The following is a 17,884-nucleotide window of genomic DNA, read 5'->3' on the forward strand; positions in this document are numbered from 1 at the left end:
CGGCAGCTCCTACATTGGACTGGCGTACATCCTGTAGGAGTTGCCGTACGCTGCGATCTCTTAGCGATCAGACACTAGTTGGACAACTGATTGGCAAACTGCCCCACCGCATCGACCACTTTCTGCGCGCCGTCCTGGATCTCGACAATCACCGTACCTGCTTCCGCCGCCAGCGCCAGGCCCTGTTCTGCCTGAAGCTTGCCGTCGGTCATCAGTGCCACGGCGTTGCGCGCCATGTCCTGGTTCTGCCGCACCACGAGGACAATTTCGTCGGTGGCCTGGCTGGTCCGCGAAGCCAGTTGCCGGACTTCATCCGCCACCACGGCGAACCCTCGACCCTGCTCGCCCGCACGCGCCGCTTCGATGGCCGCGTTGAGCGCCAGCAGGTTGGTCTGCTCGGCGATGCCGCTGATGGTCTTGACGATGGTACCGATCACCAGCGACTGCTCGTTCAAGGCTTCGATGCCATCGCCAGCGGTTTGCATATGCCTGGCCAGGTCACGCATCACGTCCACGGCCTGGGTCACCACGGCGTTACCGCGCTGGGCGCTTTGGTCGGTTTGCTTCGACGTGCTGTAGGCGATGTTGGCCGCCTCGGCGACGGCTTGCTCCTGATTGACCTGATCGGTAATCACCGTGGCGAACTTCACCACTTTGTAGAGTTTGTTGTTGGCATCGACCACCGGGTTGTAGGACGCCTCCAGCCAGACCGTACGACCATGGCTGTCGATACGTTTGAAACGGTCGGCGACGTATTCGCCCGTGTTCAGGCGACGCCAGAAGTTCTGGTACTCGGCGCTGTTGTACTCTTCCGGCAGGCAAAAGGTGCGGTGATGTTTGCCCTTGATCTGCGCCAGGCTGTAACCCATGCCACTGAGGAAGCGGTCGTTGGCGGTCAGCACGTTGCCGTTGAGGTCGAATTCGATCACCGCCGTGGAGCGAACCAGTGCGCCGATCAGGTTCTCGTGTTCACGAGAGGCCTCGATGGTGCGGGTCAGGTCGCTGGAGAAGATCGAAAATTGCTTGATCCGCCCATCTGCCGAGCGCACCGGTTGCAGGATCGAGCGCAACCACGCCTCCTGGCCCGTACCGCGTAGCAGGCGCACTGCGCCAGCAAAGTGCTCGCCACGGGTCAGCGCGCTCTTGAATCGCAACTGGAATTCATCGGATTTGACGTGATCCGGGACGAAGTCGTCGATGTGTCGGCCGATCAGGTCAGCACTCTTGTAGTACATCTCGCCAAGGAAGTTCTGGTTGACCGACTGAACCCGCCCGTCGCTGTCGAGGGTCAGCACCAGCATCTCGCTTTCAAGACTTTCCTTCACTTGCTGGAGGCTGGAGAGTTCTTCACGAAGAGCCGACAGCTCCTGCTTCAAGCGTTTATTGAACATGGAAAAGCACCGATGGACAGGGGTAGAAAGCGATATGCAGCCTAACCATCGGCCTTGGAAACATTTTCTTAAGCGTGCTTCAGGTTTGTCCTACAAAAAATAGTTAGACATGCCCGATCAATGCGCGCCAGCGGCAGAACAGCCTGCGATTCTCGGCATCCGCGCACCGAAGTACGCCGCACTGCCCACGCCCACTGCGCCCATCACCGCACTGAACATCACACAGATCCATGGACTCCACGGCATCAGACCGATCAACAACAGCGGTGTGATGCTCGCCCACGCGGCGTAGGCAATGTTGTAGGTGAACGAGATGCCCGAGACACGAATTCGCGCCGGGAACAGGCTGACCATCACCGATGGCACCGCGCCGACCACCCCGCAGGCCAGCCCTGCCACGGCGTAGGCCAGGCCGATCCAGCCGCCGCCCATGATCAGGCAGGCATACAGCACGCCGATGCCCAGCGGTAGCAACAGGCTATAGAGCATCACCGTGCGCCAGGCGCCGATGCGGTCAACCAGCAGCCCGGCGAGCACGCAGCCGATGTTCAGGAACACGATGCCCAGCGCGCTCAAGGCGAAGGTATGGCTGGCGGTCATGCCAAAGGTTTTCTGCATCATGGTCGGGGTGATGACCACGAACACCACCACGGCCGAGGTCAGCACACAGGTGAGAATCATCGCCGGCAAAATGGCCAGGCGATGCTCGCGCAAGACGGTGCGCAACGGCAGCTCACCGGCCGCCTCGCGTTGCGCCTGCATGGCCGTGAACACCGGGGTTTCGCTGAGCCAGCGACGCAGCCACACGCCAATCACTCCGAACACGCCACCGAGCAGGAACGGGTAACGCCAGGCGTAATCGAGGATTTCCGCCGGGCTGAATGCCTGCGCCAGGAAGGTCGCGGTCAATGCACCGATCAGGTAACCGAAGGTCAGCCCCGCTTGCAGGAAGCCCAAGGCATAACCGCGATGGGCGATGGGCGCGTGCTCGGCGACGAATACCCAGGCACTGGGCACCTCACCGCCCACCGCCGCGCCCTGGAGGATGCGCAGGGCCAACAGCAGCAACGGTGCGAAATAGCCGATTTGTGCGTAGGTCGGCATGATCCCGATCAGCAGGCAGGGCAACGCCATCATCAGGATGCTCAGGCTGAAGACTTTCTTGCGCCCCAGACGGTCGGCGAAGTGCGCCATCAGAATGCCACCCAACGGCCGCGCCAGATAACCGGTGACGAAGATCCCGAAGCTTTGCAGCAGGCGCAGCCATTCGGGCATTTCCGGTGGGAAGAACAACTGGCTTAGGGTCAGGGCGAAAAATACGAAGATGATGAAATCGTAGATTTCCAGTGCCCCGCCGAGGGCGGCGAGCCCCAGGGTCTTGTAGTCCGAGCGGCTGAACGGCGCCGGGCGCGAATCGGTGTTAGTCATGAAAAGAACTCTGGCACAGGCAAAAACCAAGGCGCTCATGGTCTACGCAAACGCACCGGCGGACAACCCGTTAGACCAAAGTCCCATAGTCACAAATCAGCCCCACAAAAATCCTCGGCTTGAATTAATGTTGGCGCCTGTCCAGACGGGCGGCTACTGCCCCGAAGACCACAACAAACATAAAAATCCGAGGTACCCTCCGTGGCCGCCAAGATCGAAGATAGCCGCTCCGCCCGCTTTGCCCTGCGCTGCTCAAGTTTTGCCGAACGCTGGTTTCCCGACTCCTGGGTGTTTGCTGCCCTGGCGGTGATTATCGTGGCCCTGGCCACCATGGCGATGGGAGCCAAACCCACAGACGCCGCGATGGCCTTTGGTGATGGCTTCTGGAGCCTGATCCCCTTCACCATGCAGATGGCCTTCGTGGTGATCGGCGGTTATGTGGTCGCCAGTTCGCCGCCAGCGGTGAAGCTGATCGATCGCCTGGCGAAAATCCCGAAAAACGGCCGCTCTGCCGTGGCCTGGGTCGCCCTGATTTCCATGGTCGCATCGCTGCTGAACTGGGGTCTGTCGCTTGTCTTCGGCGGCCTGCTGGTGCGCGCCCTCGCCCGCCGTACCGATCTGAAAATGGACTATCGCGCCGCCGGTGCCGCCGCCTATCTGGGTCTCGGTGCCGTGTGGGCATTGGGCCTGTCGTCGTCCGCGGCACAATTGCAGGCCAACCCGGCGAGCCTGCCGCCATCGATTCTGTCGATCACCGGGGTGATTCCATTCACCCAGACGATCTTTCTCTGGCAGTCCGGCGTGATGCTGCTGGCCTTGATCGTCATCTCGCTGATCATTGCCTACGCCACCGCCCCTGGTCCGAACTCGGCGCGCGATGCCAAGGCCTGCGGCGTCGATCCGAGTTTCAACCTGCCGCCGCTGCAACCGCGCACCCGTCCCGGCGAATGGCTGGAATACAGCCCGCTGCTGATGATCCTGCTGGTGCTGCTGGCCGGTGGCTGGCTGTTCCACGAGTTCTCGACCAAACCGGCGATCAGTGCGATTTCCGGGCTGAACACCTACAATTTCCTGTTCATCATGCTCGGCGCCCTGCTGCACTGGCGCCCACGCAGCTTTCTTGACGCCGTGGCCCGTGCGGTGCCGACCACCACCGGTGTGTTGATCCAGTTCCCGCTGTACGGCTCGATCGCCGCACTGATGACCACGGTCAAGGGCGCCGATGCGCAGACCCTGGCGCACCACATCTCGACCTTTTTCGTCAGCATCGCCTCCCACGACACCTATGCCCTGCTGATGGGCATGTACTCGGCGATCCTCGGTTTCTTCATTCCGTCCGGTGGCGGCAAGTGGATCATCGAAGCGCCGTACGTGATGCAGGTGGCCAACGACCTGAACTATCACCTGGGTTGGGCCGTGCAGATCTACAACGCCGCCGAAGCCTTGCCGAACCTGATCAACCCGTTCTACATGCTGCCGCTGCTGGGCGTGCTGGGGTTGAAGGCGCGGGACCTGATAGGCTTTTCCTTCGTGCAGTTACTGGTGCACACGCCACTGGTGCTAGTGTTGTTGTGGGCACTGGGGACGACGCTGGCGTATTTGCCGCCGGTAATGCCGTAACCATGAAAAAGGGCCGATATTGAAATCGGCCCTTTTTGTTCTGCCCTGTCTGTTTCAGTATCTGCTGGTCTTATACGCTGAAAAGGATCTGAGCATGTTCAAACTCGCGGCACTCACCCTCGCAGCCCTCACCCTGAGCACCACCGCCCACGCCGATGCCAATTTGAAGCTGGGCACTACCGAACGCGTGACCCGCCTCTTCGCCTACCCCAACAACTGCAACGTGATCTGCTTTCGCAACTGGACGCTTGAGCAAACCGTCGAGCACTACCTGACCCAGAGCGTGCAGCGCGATGGCTACGGCGACGCGAAGGTTCTGGTCAAAACCGACAATGGTCAGCTCCACGCAGAAATCATCGGCGTGCCCAACAGCTATGAAAAACCTTTGGCGGCACTGCTTGATGCCGGTGACCTGGCCTATAACGGAGCCAGCAAACTGAATGCCGACGGCAAGTGGGCGTATAGCTGGTACCTGTTCCTGCCGCTGGGCATGGCCCTGGAGAACCGCAAAAGTGTTGAGTTGCTGCACTTCCCGCCCGACTATTCGTTGACTCAGGCCCAGGATTACCTGAAGTCCGCCACTACGGATCGTTGGGCCACGCTGCTCACCGCCAATGGCATCCCGGCCGAGCAGACGCCAGGCTTTCAGACCATTGTCGACATCGCCCCTATCGCCGCCCCATCCAATGCTGGCAAGGACCTGGAGGGCGTCTACAGCTACTTCAACGACTACCAGACCACCATGGTCAAGAATGTCAGCCTGCACCCCAGCGGTGAAACATTGCCGATGGTCGCCTTCGGCGCACCGGTGCGTAGCTGGATCAAACAACAATACGGGGCGACCGTGAACGTGCTGGGCCTGGCGACAATCAGCCCGAGTGACGGGGTGAACGTGCGGGTGCTGGGTTCCAACCACCCGAGCTACATCTGGTACGCCGCCGACCCGGCGAACTATTCCGGCAACGATGCCAAGGCCAAGGCTGATGCGGCGGGCCTGAAAGTCATGGGCCAGGATTTGAGTGCCGCGTGCTGGCAGGCCGTCATGGGCCGCCAACCGGACAGCAATGCTGATGTCGAGCTGAAAACCTGCACTCAAACCTGGCAAGTGGCCGAGAAAGAAAAAACCTGCGAGCTGTTCTACACCTCGATTCGCAACCTGACGCCAGGCCAGGCAGCGGCCAAATGCTCGACGGCAGCGATTCAATTGCAGCTCAAACAGCTCAAGGCGCCAGCGCCAGCCACTGCCCTGCCCGTTCCACCGTTATAAACCGATTGCGGGCGGTCGACCTGTCAGTTATGACAGTAGACCGCTCGCGATATCTGCGAGAGGCTTGGGCCGTACCCACGTGCTGCAGCACTGACAGGATCGTCAGTCGATGGAAGTCGCAGCACCCAGCCGACAAGGATCGTTATGAGAACTCACGCCTTTCACGGAAAACACCCACATTCTGCGCAAGGTGTTTACCCCTTTTCGGAGCTGCCCGTTCGTCTGGGATTTCCGTCCCTGGCCGACTTCGAAATCATTGAAAACGCCAACGGCCAAGCCACAGCCATTGCAGCACGGCGCGAATTCCCGCGAATCACTCGTATCTGCCGGGCGTCGGGGCATTTGCTGCCCTATCGCTGCCGCCATACCCGCCAGCTCGCGCCAGGCGTGCATGTCTACGACCCGCGCTTCTGCGGACTGCTGCGACACTCCTGCGACCCCAATGTCTTTCTCGACATGAGCGAGTTGTGGTTATGGGCGCTGAAGGACATCAGCCAAGGTGACTGGCTGACCATGGACTTCGCCGCCACCGAAGACAAACTGCAACGCCAGTTCGCCTGCCAGTGCGGCTCATACGATTGCCGCGGCTGGATTACCGGCTACGACGAATCGCCAAACGCCGACGGCCAGGCGTTTCTGCAACACTGGCGTCGGCGAAGCCACGATTGACGGGCCTTATTGCGAATCGATCGGTCGCAGGCGGTACTGCGGCGGCAATTGCTCGAAGCCGCTGATGGTGGTGTTCAGGCTTTTCCAGCGACCGTCCTTGATGCCGTAGATGCAACCGTGGATCGACAGGCTCTGCCCGCGGTGCCAGGCATTTTGCACAATGCTGGTATGGGCGACGTTGGCCACTTGCTGAATCACGTTGAGTTCGCAGAGGCGGTCGACCTGTTCCTCTTCAGTGGCCAGTTTGGCGAGTTCTTCGCGCTTCTCGTAGTAGAGATCGCGAATCGAACGCAGCCAGCCGTCGATCAGGCCGAACTGGCGATCCTGCATCGAGGCGCGCACGCCGCCGCAGCCATAGTGGCCGGTGACGAGGATGTGCTTGACCTTGAGTACGTCGACTGCGTACTGAATCACCGACAGGCAGTTAAGGTCGGTGTGCAGCACCACGTTGGCCACATTACGGTGTACGAACAGATCGCCCGGTAGCATGCCGACGATCTCGTTGGCCGGCACCCGGGCATCTGAACAACCGATCCACAGATACTCAGGCGTTTGCTGGCGGGCCAGTTTGGCGAAGAAATCCGGGTCTTCCTTGGTGATCGCGTCAGCCCAACGCTCGTTGTTATCAATCAGGTCTTGTAAGTCGTGCATGCTGTAAGGCCTCAAGAAAGATGCGCTGCTTTGACAGACGACCGCCCGTCGGGGTCACGCAAGAACCGTAAGTGTTTTCGTTGGAATTCTCGTGTGTCCGGTGAGTCCACCCTAGTAAGGCCCACAGTATGAGGAATTGCCATGACTGATTCACGACGTCCGTACGATGCGGTGCAACCGGAGCCCATCGATGATAACGAAGACCGCATGGGTTCGGTGCGTGAGCTGGATTTCGATGCCGAAGAACCCGGCGCCAGAATCGGTGACGAACTGCCGGACCAGGAGCGCGAGCAACTGATGCCACGCCGGCGCGTACGTGAAGCGGGCCTGACCGGCGCCTCGACCGACGACCATCAACCTACCGACGATGACTTGAGCCCGGAAACCCTGATCCGTGAAGACGGCGCCCGGGATGCCCATGAGGCGGGCAGTGATAGCCGAGCGGATTGGGACCTGAGCATCGTCGACAAGGACGATATCGGTGGCGGGTATGGCCTGGATGAGGCTGAACTGGCGCGGCGGGATCCGATCGACAGGAAGCGTTGATTGTTGGCGTCTGACAGATCGCTTTCGCGAGCAAGCCCGCTCCCACAGGATATTTGTCGTTCACAACATTTGTACACGACACAATACCTTGTGGGAGCGGCGGTGCGACGATTCGACTTGCTCGCGAAGCTTTTTGGTCTCAATCGACCAAAGTACAGGCCATGACCACCGCATCTTCGCGCCCACCCACCGCCGGGTAGTAATCCCGACGCCGGCCGATTTCGTTGAAGCCATAGCGTTCGTACAGCTTGAACGCCGCGGTATTGCTGTCGCGCACTTCCAGGAAACACTCCCGGGCGTCGGCCTTGCAGGCAATCGACATCAAGTGCTCAAGCAAGGTCAGCCCCAGGCCCCGGCCCTGGTTTTCCGGCTTGACCGTAATGTTCAGCAGGTGCGCCTCGTCGAGGATGATCTGCACTACACCGTGGCCTACCTGTTGCTGGCCTTCGAACATCAGCCAGATCTGATACTTGCCCAGGCCATCGAGGAAAATCCCGCGAGTCCACGGGTGACTGTAAGCCGCGTATTCGATTTTCAGTACAGCTTCCAGGTCTGCCTCGGTCATCGGGCGAAACGATACAGCGTCACTCATTCGATTCTTTCCAGCGCGCCATCAGCCGACGCATGGCTTGCCACACGGCGGCCTTGCGCTGTGGCTCTTCCATTAATAATTCCAGGCCCGGCACCGCCCAGGCCGCGCCCAGTCCTTCGATCTGCAACTCGCGATTGAATGCCCCGGCATCCGCCTCACCGGCAAACCGCACCGCGGGCAGGCCGATCAGCCACAAGCAGGCGCATGGCGTTTCTTCCATCCGCACGGAAAGGAAACCCTGTACGAAGTCCCGCGCGGCTTCCGGTCCCTGATCCATCGTGCCACGCACCAGCAGCGGCCAGCGTACCGGCTCACCGACGATCTGCGGGCTGTCCGGCAGACCGGCGGCGCGCAGCATGTCCTTGAGCAGCAGGTAGGCAGGATCGCGGGTCTGGAAGGATTCGCCTGTGGGTAACTCCACCAGCAGCAGGCAGCGCCCGGCCCGCAGCAATTGCAGGGCGAAACGCGGGGGCGGCACGATCGGCGCCTTGACCACCACGGGCGCTTCTTCGGCCTCTTCCACCGGTTTGGCACCGGTGCGCGTGCTTGCCAGCGATGGCCGCGGTACTTCGATCTTCGCCCGCTCGGCCGGCCTGACCACCGGCGCTACGGGCGTTTCAGCCACGACAGCCGGCACGACAGGCGCGAGCGCAACTGGCTCGGGCGTCTCCAGCAGTTCGGGCCGCGACGGCGCAGCAAAGGGCAATTCGGTGCGCGGCAGCCAGTTGACCACCTGCATGGCGGCCAGATAAGCGCGACGACGGGACTCGATAAGCAAAGGTCGGCCACTTGTGGATAACTAAAGTGCGCTGATTCTACCGCCGTTCGCTGAAGATCGCCCGCAGTTGATCGATGCACCTTACCGAAAAGAAGGCGACAGTCCGTCCCGAGAGTGAATCGCATTGCCCCCGATGCAGTACAATCGCGGCTTTTAATCGCCAACCAGCCGGCCATTCCGATGATCGAACCCAAGCGCGTCTTGCGCGCCCTCGCTGAACACTGGGCACTTCTGGAGCCACTGTGCGAGCACTTCGACCAAGGCACACTGAGCCTGAACGAACTGCGCACGCAACTGGCCGCCCAGCAACTCGACAGTACGCCGCAGGACATCACCAGCCTGCTGGATGTGTGGATTCGCCTCGACATCCTGGTTCCCGTGGCCAAAAGCCCGAACCGTTTCGAGCTCAATGCGCAGATTCACGACTTCCTCGCCTATCTGCGCCGTGAACACCGTCTGGGCCTGTGCCTGGAGATCGAAGCCTACCTGCGCCACCTGGAGCGTCTGGCCGGCTATATCCAGGACGCGTTCGATATCCGCGACGGCAATGACCTCGCCCGCCAGTTACGCCTGCTCGACATGCGCGTGCGTGACGTGCTGAAAAAACTCGATAACGACGAACAGGCACTGGTGGCTGTCGCCGAACGGGCGAAAACCAGCGACCGGCAGATTCCGTTGCGCCAGCGTTACGCTGAAGTGCTGGCGACCTGGGACGAATACGTCGAGCCGATGATTGATCTTGTGAACGCCGACGGCGCCTTCGAACAAGGCGTGCGCAAGGTCGAAACCGTCCTGCTGAAGATGCTCAGCGAACAGCAACGCCTCGGCCACCTGGTCGACGACGACATGCTGCTGCGCACCCACGCGCGCATCCTCGAAATGCAGACCAGCGCCCAGTTGACCCTGCGTCATGCCCGCGAATTGCTGTTGCCGCTGCGTGAAGAAGCCCGCCGGCACAACGCCGTGACCCGCGGCGCGGCGCTGGCCTTGTCGATGATCCGTCGCAAGGGCCTCGACGCGGTGCCACAAGCGGCAATGCCGATGTTCACCCGCCCGCAGAGCACCTTCCTTGGCAGTGCCAGTCAGGTCGAAGCCTACGTTTATGCCCTGGCGCGTTTCGAACCGAAACCGGCGCGCTTCCCCAAGGCGCACAAGACCCACAAGGGCGGCGATGCACCACGAGCGCCGCGCACGGTTCGGGAAATGCTCGAACGCTGCGAAGACGCCTTGCCGATGCCAGACCTGATGACCTGGCTGCTGGAGCAGGAACCGGACGGCGCCACCGACGAATTGCTGTACTGGTTCTCGCGCCTGTCGCGGGAAAAACGCTTCACGCGCGAGCGTCTGGAACGTCGCGAATACCATACCCACGAGCATCAGGTCAGCCTGCGCTCCTTCGCCCTGCTCTCGGTCAGCGATGACGCCGCCGAGAATTCTGCGAGCATCCCAAATGCATCTTGATCTTTCCGAACTGTCCCAACTGGCGCCGATTTTTCGCGAGCTGTTCAAGGGTTACCACGTCAGCCGCCGCGATCCGGAGCTGTACGCACAGTTGTCGAACTTCCAGGACCAGTACCGCACGCTGTTCAAGGCCCTGGGCTTCGAACTGGTCTGCGACACCCGCGGCTTCTACTACTTCGTGCCGGACCTCGCGGCGGCGGCGGTGAACAAGACCGCCCAGCGTCTGGCGCTGTTCACCTTCATCCTCGTCGAGCACCTGGCCGATCAGGGCCGCGACCCGATCGCCGTGCTCGACGGCGGCAGCCTGGGGCGTGATGAGTTGCCGTCGCTGCTGGAAAAATACCGCGACCTGTTCATCCAGGCCGAAGTGCAGACCCAGGACGAACTGGAAGAAAAGATCATGCGCCGCATGACCCAGCTCGGTTTCGCCAGCGAAGAAAACGGCGTCTACCGTTTCCTGCCGCCGATGCACCGCTTCCTCGATGTGTGCCTGTCGGTGCAACAGGACCGCGATCTGGCTGCCAGCCTGCACAGCGTCCTGCCGTTGCCGGTACCGGTGCTGATCGACGAAGACAGCGACGAAAAACTGCTGCAGACCGACGACCCGCTGGACCTCGCGGAATTTGAGGATGAAAGCGAAGAAGATGCCTTGGCCCGCGCCATCGCCGAAGAACAGGAGCTCGACGCATGAGCAAGGAACGTTACGGCATCCGCCGCTTTGCCCTTCTGAATACCGCCGGCTACAGCCTTGGCCTGTTCCCGCTGGAAGAACCGCTGTCGGTGTACGGCGCAAACAACCTCGGTAAATCCGCCTCGATCAACGCCTTGCAGTTCCCGATCCTGGCGCGCATGTCGGACATGAGCTTCGGCAAGTACAGCCTGGAACAATCCCGGCGCTTCTACTTCGCCTCGGACACCAGCTACATCCTGGTCGAAGTGAACCTGCCCCACGGCCCCCATGTGATCGGTGTGGTCGGTCGCGGCCCGGGTGGCGGTTTCGGTCACCAGTTCTTTGCTTACGCCGGCAAACTGGACCTGGCCCACTACCAGAAAAACGACACCTGCCTGCGCCAGAAAGAACTGTTCACCAACCTTGAACGCGAAGGCCTGAAGGCCTACGAACTCAAGCCGGATGAACTGCGCCGTTTGCTGGTCGGTGGCCACACTTCGATCCCGCTGGACCTGACGCTGATCCCGCTGCGCTCCACCAGCGAGCAAAGCCTGAAGACCTTCCGCGCGCTGTTCATCAACCTGCTGCACATGCGCGAAATCACCGCGGCCAAGCTCAAGCAGCTGTTCCTCGATGCCTTCGAGCACAGCCTGCGTTCCGGCAGCGTCGATTACATTGCCGCGTGCGAAGAAGCGTTCCGCGATGTGCGACGCATGGAGCAGGACTACAACTCGCTGGTCGCCGCCGGCCCCTTGGTCGAAGCCCTGGCCAACGGCGTGAAGCAACGCGATATCCTGCGCGGCAAACTGCACCGGATCTCGCCATTGCTCGACTCCTTGCTCGGCACCTGGTCGGACTACGCGAGTGCGCGCAAAGAAGAGCTGACCATTCAGGCCGAACACTACCGCAACGAGCAGGATGCCCTGCAAAACGACCAGCGCGGTGGTACTCAGGAACTGATGCGCCTGGAGCGGGAAATCACCGGCATCCAGCGCTGGCTCGGCGAATTGTCGGTGCTCAAGCATCGCTTTGCCCTGGTCGATGACGTCAAGGTGCTGGAACAGCAACTGCTGGCCGCGAAGGACGCCCACGACGAACTGGCCGGTGCACTGGCACAATCGCGCCAGTTCAGCGCCGAAGACCTGGACGAGCGCCTGCGCGACCTGGAAAAACGCCTGAAGTCGGTCAAGCAGCAACTCGATCACGCCGATAACAACAGCTACGCCCGTCTGCGCGAAGAGTTCTCGCAGCAAGACGTCGAACGCCTGATGCGCCTGTTCAACAGCGCACTGTTCAGCCTGCCGCTGGGTGAACACGGCATCACCCTTGACGACGATGGCGAATGGGTCAAATCCGTGGAGTTGATCCTCGACGGTTTCAAAGGTGAACGCTTCGAGGTGCCGGGCCTGTCCATCGACATCTCGCACATCGAACCACCGGCGTTACAGGCCCTGGCTGACCGCGCAGCCCTGCGCGACCAGAAAGAACGCCTGGAAAAAGAACTCAAGCAACTGAAAACCCAGCAGGCCGTGGCTGCCGACCGCGCCGCGAGCAAGACCCAGACCGAAGTGCTGTACCAGCAAGTGCTGGATGCGCAGAAAGCCCTGGAAGATTTCCGTCGCGCGCAAACCCTGAGCGCCGAAGAAGGCGACAAGCTGGAACAGATGGCGCAGATGGAAGCCGCGCAGGACGAATTGAAGCGTTCCAGCGATGCCTTTACCGAGCGCGTCCAGCAACTGTCGGCCAAGCTGCAACTGGTCGGCCGGCAGATCGGCGACATGGAAGCCAAGCAACGCACCCTCGACGACGCCCTGCGCCGCCGTCAGTTGTTGCCGGCGGACCTGCCGTTCGGCACACCGTTCATGGACCCGATCGACGACTCCATGGACAACCTGCTGCCACTGCTCAATGACTATCAGGACAGCTGGCAAGGCCTGCTGCGGGCCGATGGCCAGATCGAAGCGCTGTACGCCCAGGTGCGCCTCAAGGGCGTGGCCAAGTTCGACAGCGAAGACGATATGGAGCGTCGCCTGCAACTGTTGATCAACGCCTATGCGCACCGTACCGACGAAGCCCTGACCCTGGGCAAGGCTCGCCGTGCCGCCGTGACGGACATCGCCCGGACCCTGCGCAACATCCGCAGCGACTACGACAGCCTCGAACACCAGCTGGCACTGTTCAACCGCGAGATCAACAAACGTCAGGTCTCCAACCTGCAAAGCTTCCGCATCGTGCTCGCACCGAACAAGGAAGCGCTCAAGCACATTGACCAGATCATCCACAGCGCCGGTCAGTACGAGGAAGGCGAAACCCTGTCGGTCTTCGACCTCAGCCAAAGTGCCGAGCAGGACAACAAGAACGAAGAGGCCAAGGAATACCTGGCACGGCTGGTGGCGGCCAACCACAACCAGCTCGGCCTCAAGGACTTGTTCGAACTGGCGTTCGAAATCACCAAGGTCAACGGCCAGCCGGTGATCCACACTGACATCGACGGCGCGGCGTCCAACGGCACCACCATGACCATCAAGGCGCTGACCAACATGTACTTGTTGCTGCACTTGATGGACCGTGACCAGGCCGGTCGCGTGCGCCTGCCGTACTACCTCGACGAGGCGGCGGACATCGATGAGAAGAACCAGGCCGCATTGCTGGAAACCAGCCTGCAACTGGGCTTCGTGCCGATCCTGGCTAGCGTGAAGCCGCAGGTCTGCGCCAGTGTCGCCATCGACCTGGAAGGCGGCAGCGGGCCTAACGGGATCTACATCGACGAGGCGGACTGGAAGTACATCCGACGTCACGACCAGGTGAAGGCGACAGTCAACGAACAAGCAGATGAACCGGAGCTGGACGCGGTCTGACGCTTGAATCGAAGGCAATGAAAAGGCCGCGGTCCAATGGATTGCGGCCTTTTTTCTGGCAACTGAAAACTTTCAGTGAATTTCAGGGCCTCTTCGCGGGCAAGCCCGCTCCCACAGGAAATTGGGTGTACACAATATTTGCGACCAACCAAGAACCCTGTGGGAGCGGGCTTGCCCGCGAAGGCGTCATCACTGACGCCACACAACCCTCAGACTATTTACCGAGGGAAATCTTCGGTGCCCAGGTCAGCCATTCCTCTTCGAACTTGTCGAACAGCGCGAACGTCTGCTCCGGTTGCGCCGGGTTGCCCATGCGCTCGCCGTCCGGCGTGGCAAAGGCGACACCGCCCTGAATCATCGTCTCCAGGGATTCAGTACGCACCGTTGCACCTCTGAACAGGCCGACATCGAAGTCGAATCCGCTGGTGTTCCAGAACCGGGTGCCGCTGCGTACCAGTGGCGCGTACTTCGGCTCGATCAGGATATGTATCAGGACACGGTCAGCGGTCTGACCCAGTTCATAACCCGTCACCTTGCCCACGGTGATTTCGCGATACGTCACCGGCACGCCGGCTTTCAGCGATCCACGACGAGCGGCGCTCAGTACCAGACTCAGTCCCGCCTCCTGCTTCGCCGTTTCCGGCACAGTGGCCAAAGCCACGAAGTTCTTCTGCGGCCCAAGATTCTTCGGCGCCGGTTGCACCTCGATGTATTGCCCGGTCACCAGGGTTTCGAGGTTGGAGGTCTTGATCAAACCCAGCTCAGGCTTGACCACCCAGAACTGACTACCGACCCGGGCAATGCGCTCCGGCACTTCCGTAATCCGCGCGGTCAGCAGCACCGATTGCAGATCCTCGCTGAGATCAACGCCTTCCACCTTGCCGACATCCAGACCCTTGAAACGAATCGGAGTGCCGGTACGCAAGCCATCAGCACGATCCAGCCTGATCGTGATGACTTCGCCTTTTTGCGTGGCATCGTCATGGCTGGCGAACAAGCGGAAGCGTGGAATGCGCTTCTGCAGCGGCGCCTTGGCTTCCGGGGTTTCAAACGCGATACCGCCGGCCATCAAGCTTTGCAGCGATTCACTTTTGACTTGAATCCCACCGGTCAGTCCGCCCGTGAGCGTGATGCCGCTGGCATTCCAGAAACGTGTCGAAGCGTTGACCAGATCCTCGTACTCCTTCTCGATGTGCACGCCGATGATCAACTGCTTCTTGGTGCGCGAGAACTGATAGCTCTGTACCGAACCGACCTTGACCTGCTTGTAGAGAACCGGGCTGCCGACTTCCAGCGAGCCGAGATTTTCCGTGAACAACACCAGGTGCAGACCAGGTGCACGCAGATCCAGCGGAGGCGCCTTGGCCCGTGCCACGAACTCCCGTTGTGGCGCCGCCCCCTTGTCGCCAGGGCGCACAGCGATGTAGTTACCTTTGACCAGCGCTTCCAGGCCGGTGATCCCCGCCAGGGAAATCGACGGTTTGACCACCCAGAATTGCGTACCGTCCACCAGGTAATCTTCGGCCAACGGGTCCATCGTCAATTCGGCGGTGGCCCCGGACAGATCGGGATCGACCTTCAGCGCCTTGAGATTGCCGACCTGAATGCCTTTGTACATCACCGGCGTACGACCGGCCTGCAAGCCTTCGAAGTCGCTGAGCTTGACCTTGACCCGGATACCGGCCGCCGCTGCATCGAAGTCTTCGTAGAGCCTGAACGGCAGGCTTGGATCAGTAGGCGGGCTGTCCTTGCGGTTTTCAGGTGTAGCGAACGCAATACCACCGGCGACGATGCTGGCCAACGACTCGCTGCGCACCTTCACACCCGACAGGTTGGCATCGATGCTGATGCCGCTGGCGTTCCAGAAACGCGTATGTTTGCGCACCAGTTTGGCGTAGGTCGGCTCGATGAAAACCTTGAGCTCGACGGTGCTCTGATCTTCGGAGAGCACGTAACTCTTGATCTGCCCCACCTTGATCTGTTTGTAGAACACCGGGCTGCCGCGGTTCAACGAACCCAGGCGATCAGCCTTGATGGTCAGGTGCAGACCCGGTTGGGCATCGGAGAGCGGTGGCTCCTGAGCCAGGGCCTTGAACTTGCGAACCGGCTCACCCTCGCCCGGACTGATTGCAACGTAGTTACCCGAAACCAGCGTCTCAAGACCCGTAATGCCGGCCAGCGTCACGCTCGGCTTGACCAGCCAGAAGCGCGTGCTGGTTCGCAGGTATGGCTCTACGTCCTTGTTCATTTCGATGCTGGCAATCACACCTTTGGAACTGCCCTCGTCATCGAGCTTGAGGTTTTTGACCTTGCCGACCGACATGCCCTTGTAGACGACTTCCGTCTTGTTGGCCTGAATGCCTTCGCCACTTTCAAAGCGCACCTGAATCTCGATGCCATTCTCGGTGTAAGCACGCCAGCCGAGCCAGCCACCGATCATCAAGGCGATCAGGGGCAACACCCAAATGGCAGACCAGTTGGAGGCCGGTCGGGTTTTCGCTACAGGCAAATCAGTCATGGTCGTCGTCCGACTCCGTGTTATCCCAAATCAGTCGGGGATCGAAAGTTACGGCGGCAAGCATCGTCAGAATCACCACAGTGGCGAAAGCGATGGCGCCAAGATTGGCTTCAATGCTGGCAAGCCGTCCAAAATTCACGACCGCCACCAGGATGGCGATCACAAAGATATCGAGCATCGACCAGCGGCCGATGAACTCGATGAAGCGGTACATCCAGATACGCTGGCGAGCCGAAAGGGGCTGACGACGCTGCACGGAAAACAGCAGTAATGCGATGCCTACCAGCTTGAAGGTGGGCACCAGGATACTGGCGATAAACACCACGGCCGCAATGGGGAACATTCCGTAGTGCATCAACTCGATCACACCGGCCATGATCGTGCTGGGCGCACCTTTGCCCAAGGAGTTCACGGTCATAATCGGCAACAAATTGGCCGGTATGTAGAGAATGGCGGCGGTAATCAGCAATGCCCAGGTCCGTACCAGGCTGTTCGGGCTGCGAGCATGCACCAGCGCTCCGCAGCGCGTACAAACTTGCTCATCGGTATCAGCTTCCTGCCTGTTCAATTCATGACACTCCTTGCAAATCAGAATGCCTGCATCAATCGCCCGCATGGGCATCCTCTCCTGATAATGCTTGCCAGATCTGGTGAGGCGACATCACGACTTCCAGCCAGACTTGAATCAGCAACAAACCAATGAAGCACGCCAGGCCGAGGCCTACGGTGATTGCTGCCATATCTGCCAGCTTGACGATCGCTACGAGTACACCCATGAAGTAAACCTCGAGCATCCCCCATTCGCGTATATGGTGATAAATGCGATAGAGCAACAGGCCGTAGCTGCGTCCGACATCAAAACGGATGCTCAACAATACGGCCAATTGGCACAGTAGCTTGAGCAGCGGAATCCCCATGCTGCACAGGAACACGATCACTGAAACGCTTTGCATGCCTGTGTCAAAAAGCGCGACAACACCGCTCCAGACCGTGTCTTGCGAAGATTGCCCGAGCAGATTGAGTTGCATGATGGGTAAAAAGTTCGCCGGAATAAACAACAGCAGGGCGGCAATGACCAGGGCAAGGCTGCGCTGTACGACGTTGTAGCGATTGGCATAAAGCTCGTAGCCACAGCGCGGGCACAGGGCTTTTTCGCCATGGGCGAGTACTGGCTTACGCATGAGCAGGTCGCACTCATGACAGGCAACCAGATTGTCTAGCGGTAATTCTGACAGCCCTTGGGCGTCAACCGGATCCGGCATAAAGGCTCTGAGTCTGAAAAAGTTGGCCCTATTCTAGTGCCATGAACTGAAAATAACTGTGCAAAATGTGCAACAGCCAGCCCTGTTTTTTCACGCACAAAAACAAAACCCCTACCTGCGTACGCAGATAGGGGTTTCGGAATTTAATCTTGACGATGACCTACTCTCACATG

The 17,884-nt window shown here is 60.3% G+C and carries 15 protein-coding genes and 1 pseudogene; 7 read left to right on the forward strand and 9 right to left on the reverse strand.

The genetic code is table 11. From position 1 onward, the window contains the following. Positions 1-74 precede the first annotated feature (74 nt). The 3 genes and pseudogenes from ACCD00_RS20460 to ACCD00_RS20470 form a co-directional block, all read right to left on the reverse strand. Positions 75-683, reverse strand: coding sequence for a methyl-accepting chemotaxis protein (locus tag ACCD00_RS20460; RefSeq protein ID WP_413427281.1), 609 nt, complete (start codon positions 681-683; stop codon positions 75-77). After that, positions 663-1,391: pseudogene (locus tag ACCD00_RS20465) on the reverse strand (PAS domain-containing protein); the annotation flags it as partial. The pseudogene ACCD00_RS20465 and the gene ACCD00_RS20460, both read right to left, overlap by 21 nt. A gap of 117 nt (positions 1,392-1,508) precedes the next feature. Continuing rightward, positions 1,509-2,819: an MFS transporter gene (locus ACCD00_RS20470; protein ID WP_413427268.1), complete on the reverse strand. Its 1,311-nt coding sequence runs from the start codon at positions 2,817-2,819 to the stop codon at positions 1,509-1,511. 201 nt (positions 2,820-3,020) lie between these two features. Here ACCD00_RS20470 and ACCD00_RS20475 point away from each other — a divergent pair, with 201 nt between their 5' ends. The 3 genes from ACCD00_RS20475 (at position 3,021) to ACCD00_RS20485 (ending at position 6,375) form a co-directional block, all read left to right on the forward strand. Beyond that, positions 3,021-4,439, forward strand: coding sequence for a short-chain fatty acid transporter (locus ACCD00_RS20475; RefSeq protein ID WP_413427269.1), 1,419 nt, complete (start codon positions 3,021-3,023; stop codon positions 4,437-4,439). Between the two features lie 94 nt (positions 4,440-4,533). Next, positions 4,534-5,706, forward strand: a complete 1,173-nt coding sequence (locus tag ACCD00_RS20480; RefSeq protein WP_413427270.1) for a hypothetical protein — start codon at positions 4,534-4,536, stop codon at positions 5,704-5,706. A 144-nt stretch (positions 5,707-5,850) separates the two neighbouring features. Continuing rightward, positions 5,851-6,375: a lysine methyltransferase gene (locus ACCD00_RS20485; RefSeq protein ID WP_413427271.1), complete on the forward strand. Its 525-nt coding sequence runs from the start codon at positions 5,851-5,853 to the stop codon at positions 6,373-6,375. A gap of 6 nt (positions 6,376-6,381) precedes the next feature. Here the strand turns inward: ACCD00_RS20485 and can are convergent, their stop codons facing one another. After that, positions 6,382-7,026: a carbonate dehydratase gene (can, locus tag ACCD00_RS20490; RefSeq protein WP_413427272.1), complete on the reverse strand. Its 645-nt coding sequence runs from the start codon at positions 7,024-7,026 to the stop codon at positions 6,382-6,384. Positions 7,027-7,167: 141 nt separating this feature from the next. Here can and ACCD00_RS20495 point away from each other — a divergent pair, with 141 nt between their 5' ends. Continuing rightward, the gene (locus tag ACCD00_RS20495) at positions 7,168-7,572 is read left to right on the forward strand and encodes a serine kinase/phosphatase (RefSeq protein ID WP_413427273.1); all 405 of its coding nucleotides are present in this window, start codon (positions 7,168-7,170) and stop codon (positions 7,570-7,572) included. Between the two features lie 139 nt (positions 7,573-7,711). Here the strand turns inward: ACCD00_RS20495 and rimI are convergent, their stop codons facing one another. Then, entirely contained in the window at positions 7,712-8,164 is a 453-nt protein-coding gene (gene rimI, locus ACCD00_RS20500; protein WP_057398073.1) for a ribosomal protein S18-alanine N-acetyltransferase, read from the reverse strand. Next, positions 8,157-8,903, reverse strand: coding sequence for an energy transducer TonB (locus ACCD00_RS20505; RefSeq protein WP_413427282.1), 747 nt, complete (start codon positions 8,901-8,903; stop codon positions 8,157-8,159). Before ACCD00_RS20505 ends, rimI begins: the two co-directional genes overlap by 8 nt. A gap of 219 nt (positions 8,904-9,122) precedes the next feature. On the opposite strand from ACCD00_RS20505, the gene mksB reads away from it, so the two are divergent. From mksB to mksF, 3 genes are read left to right on the forward strand one after another with little or no spacing between them, the layout of a single operon-like run. Further along, the gene (gene mksB, locus ACCD00_RS20510; RefSeq protein ID WP_008016585.1) at positions 9,123-10,403 is read left to right on the forward strand and encodes an Mks condensin complex protein MksB; all 1,281 of its coding nucleotides are present in this window, start codon (positions 9,123-9,125) and stop codon (positions 10,401-10,403) included. Beyond that, positions 10,393-11,094: an Mks condensin complex protein MksE gene (gene mksE, locus ACCD00_RS20515; RefSeq protein ID WP_057398076.1), complete on the forward strand. Its 702-nt coding sequence runs from the start codon at positions 10,393-10,395 to the stop codon at positions 11,092-11,094. Before mksB ends, mksE begins: the two co-directional genes overlap by 11 nt. After that, entirely contained in the window at positions 11,091-13,931 is a 2,841-nt protein-coding gene (gene mksF / locus ACCD00_RS20520; RefSeq protein ID WP_413427275.1) for an Mks condensin complex protein MksF, read from the forward strand. Before mksE ends, mksF begins: the two co-directional genes overlap by 4 nt. Before the next feature lie 214 nt (positions 13,932-14,145). Here the strand turns inward: mksF and ACCD00_RS20525 are convergent, their stop codons facing one another. Genes ACCD00_RS20525 through ACCD00_RS20535 form a run of 3 tightly spaced genes read right to left on the reverse strand, consistent with a single transcriptional unit; the run spans position 14,146 to position 17,711 of the window. Next, positions 14,146-16,449 carry an intermembrane transport protein PqiB gene (locus ACCD00_RS20525; RefSeq protein ID WP_413427277.1) on the reverse strand — a complete coding sequence of 768 codons (2,304 nt, stop codon included), beginning with the start codon at positions 16,447-16,449 and terminating at the stop codon, positions 14,146-14,148. Continuing rightward, positions 16,442-17,065 (reverse strand): paraquat-inducible protein A, encoded by a 624-nt coding sequence (locus tag ACCD00_RS20530; protein ID WP_085715997.1) that lies wholly within the window; start codon positions 17,063-17,065, stop codon positions 16,442-16,444. Before ACCD00_RS20530 ends, ACCD00_RS20525 begins: the two co-directional genes overlap by 8 nt. Then, positions 17,052-17,711 carry a paraquat-inducible protein A gene (locus ACCD00_RS20535; RefSeq protein ID WP_413427279.1) on the reverse strand — a complete coding sequence of 220 codons (660 nt, stop codon included), beginning with the start codon at positions 17,709-17,711 and terminating at the stop codon, positions 17,052-17,054. Before ACCD00_RS20535 ends, ACCD00_RS20530 begins: the two co-directional genes overlap by 14 nt. Between the last annotated feature and the right edge of the window lie 173 nt (positions 17,712-17,884).

The organism is Pseudomonas sp. Pseusp3 (assembly GCF_047304225.1).
In the GTDB taxonomy this organism is placed as follows: Bacteria; Pseudomonadota; Gammaproteobacteria; order Pseudomonadales; family Pseudomonadaceae; genus Aquipseudomonas; species Aquipseudomonas fluorescens_CD.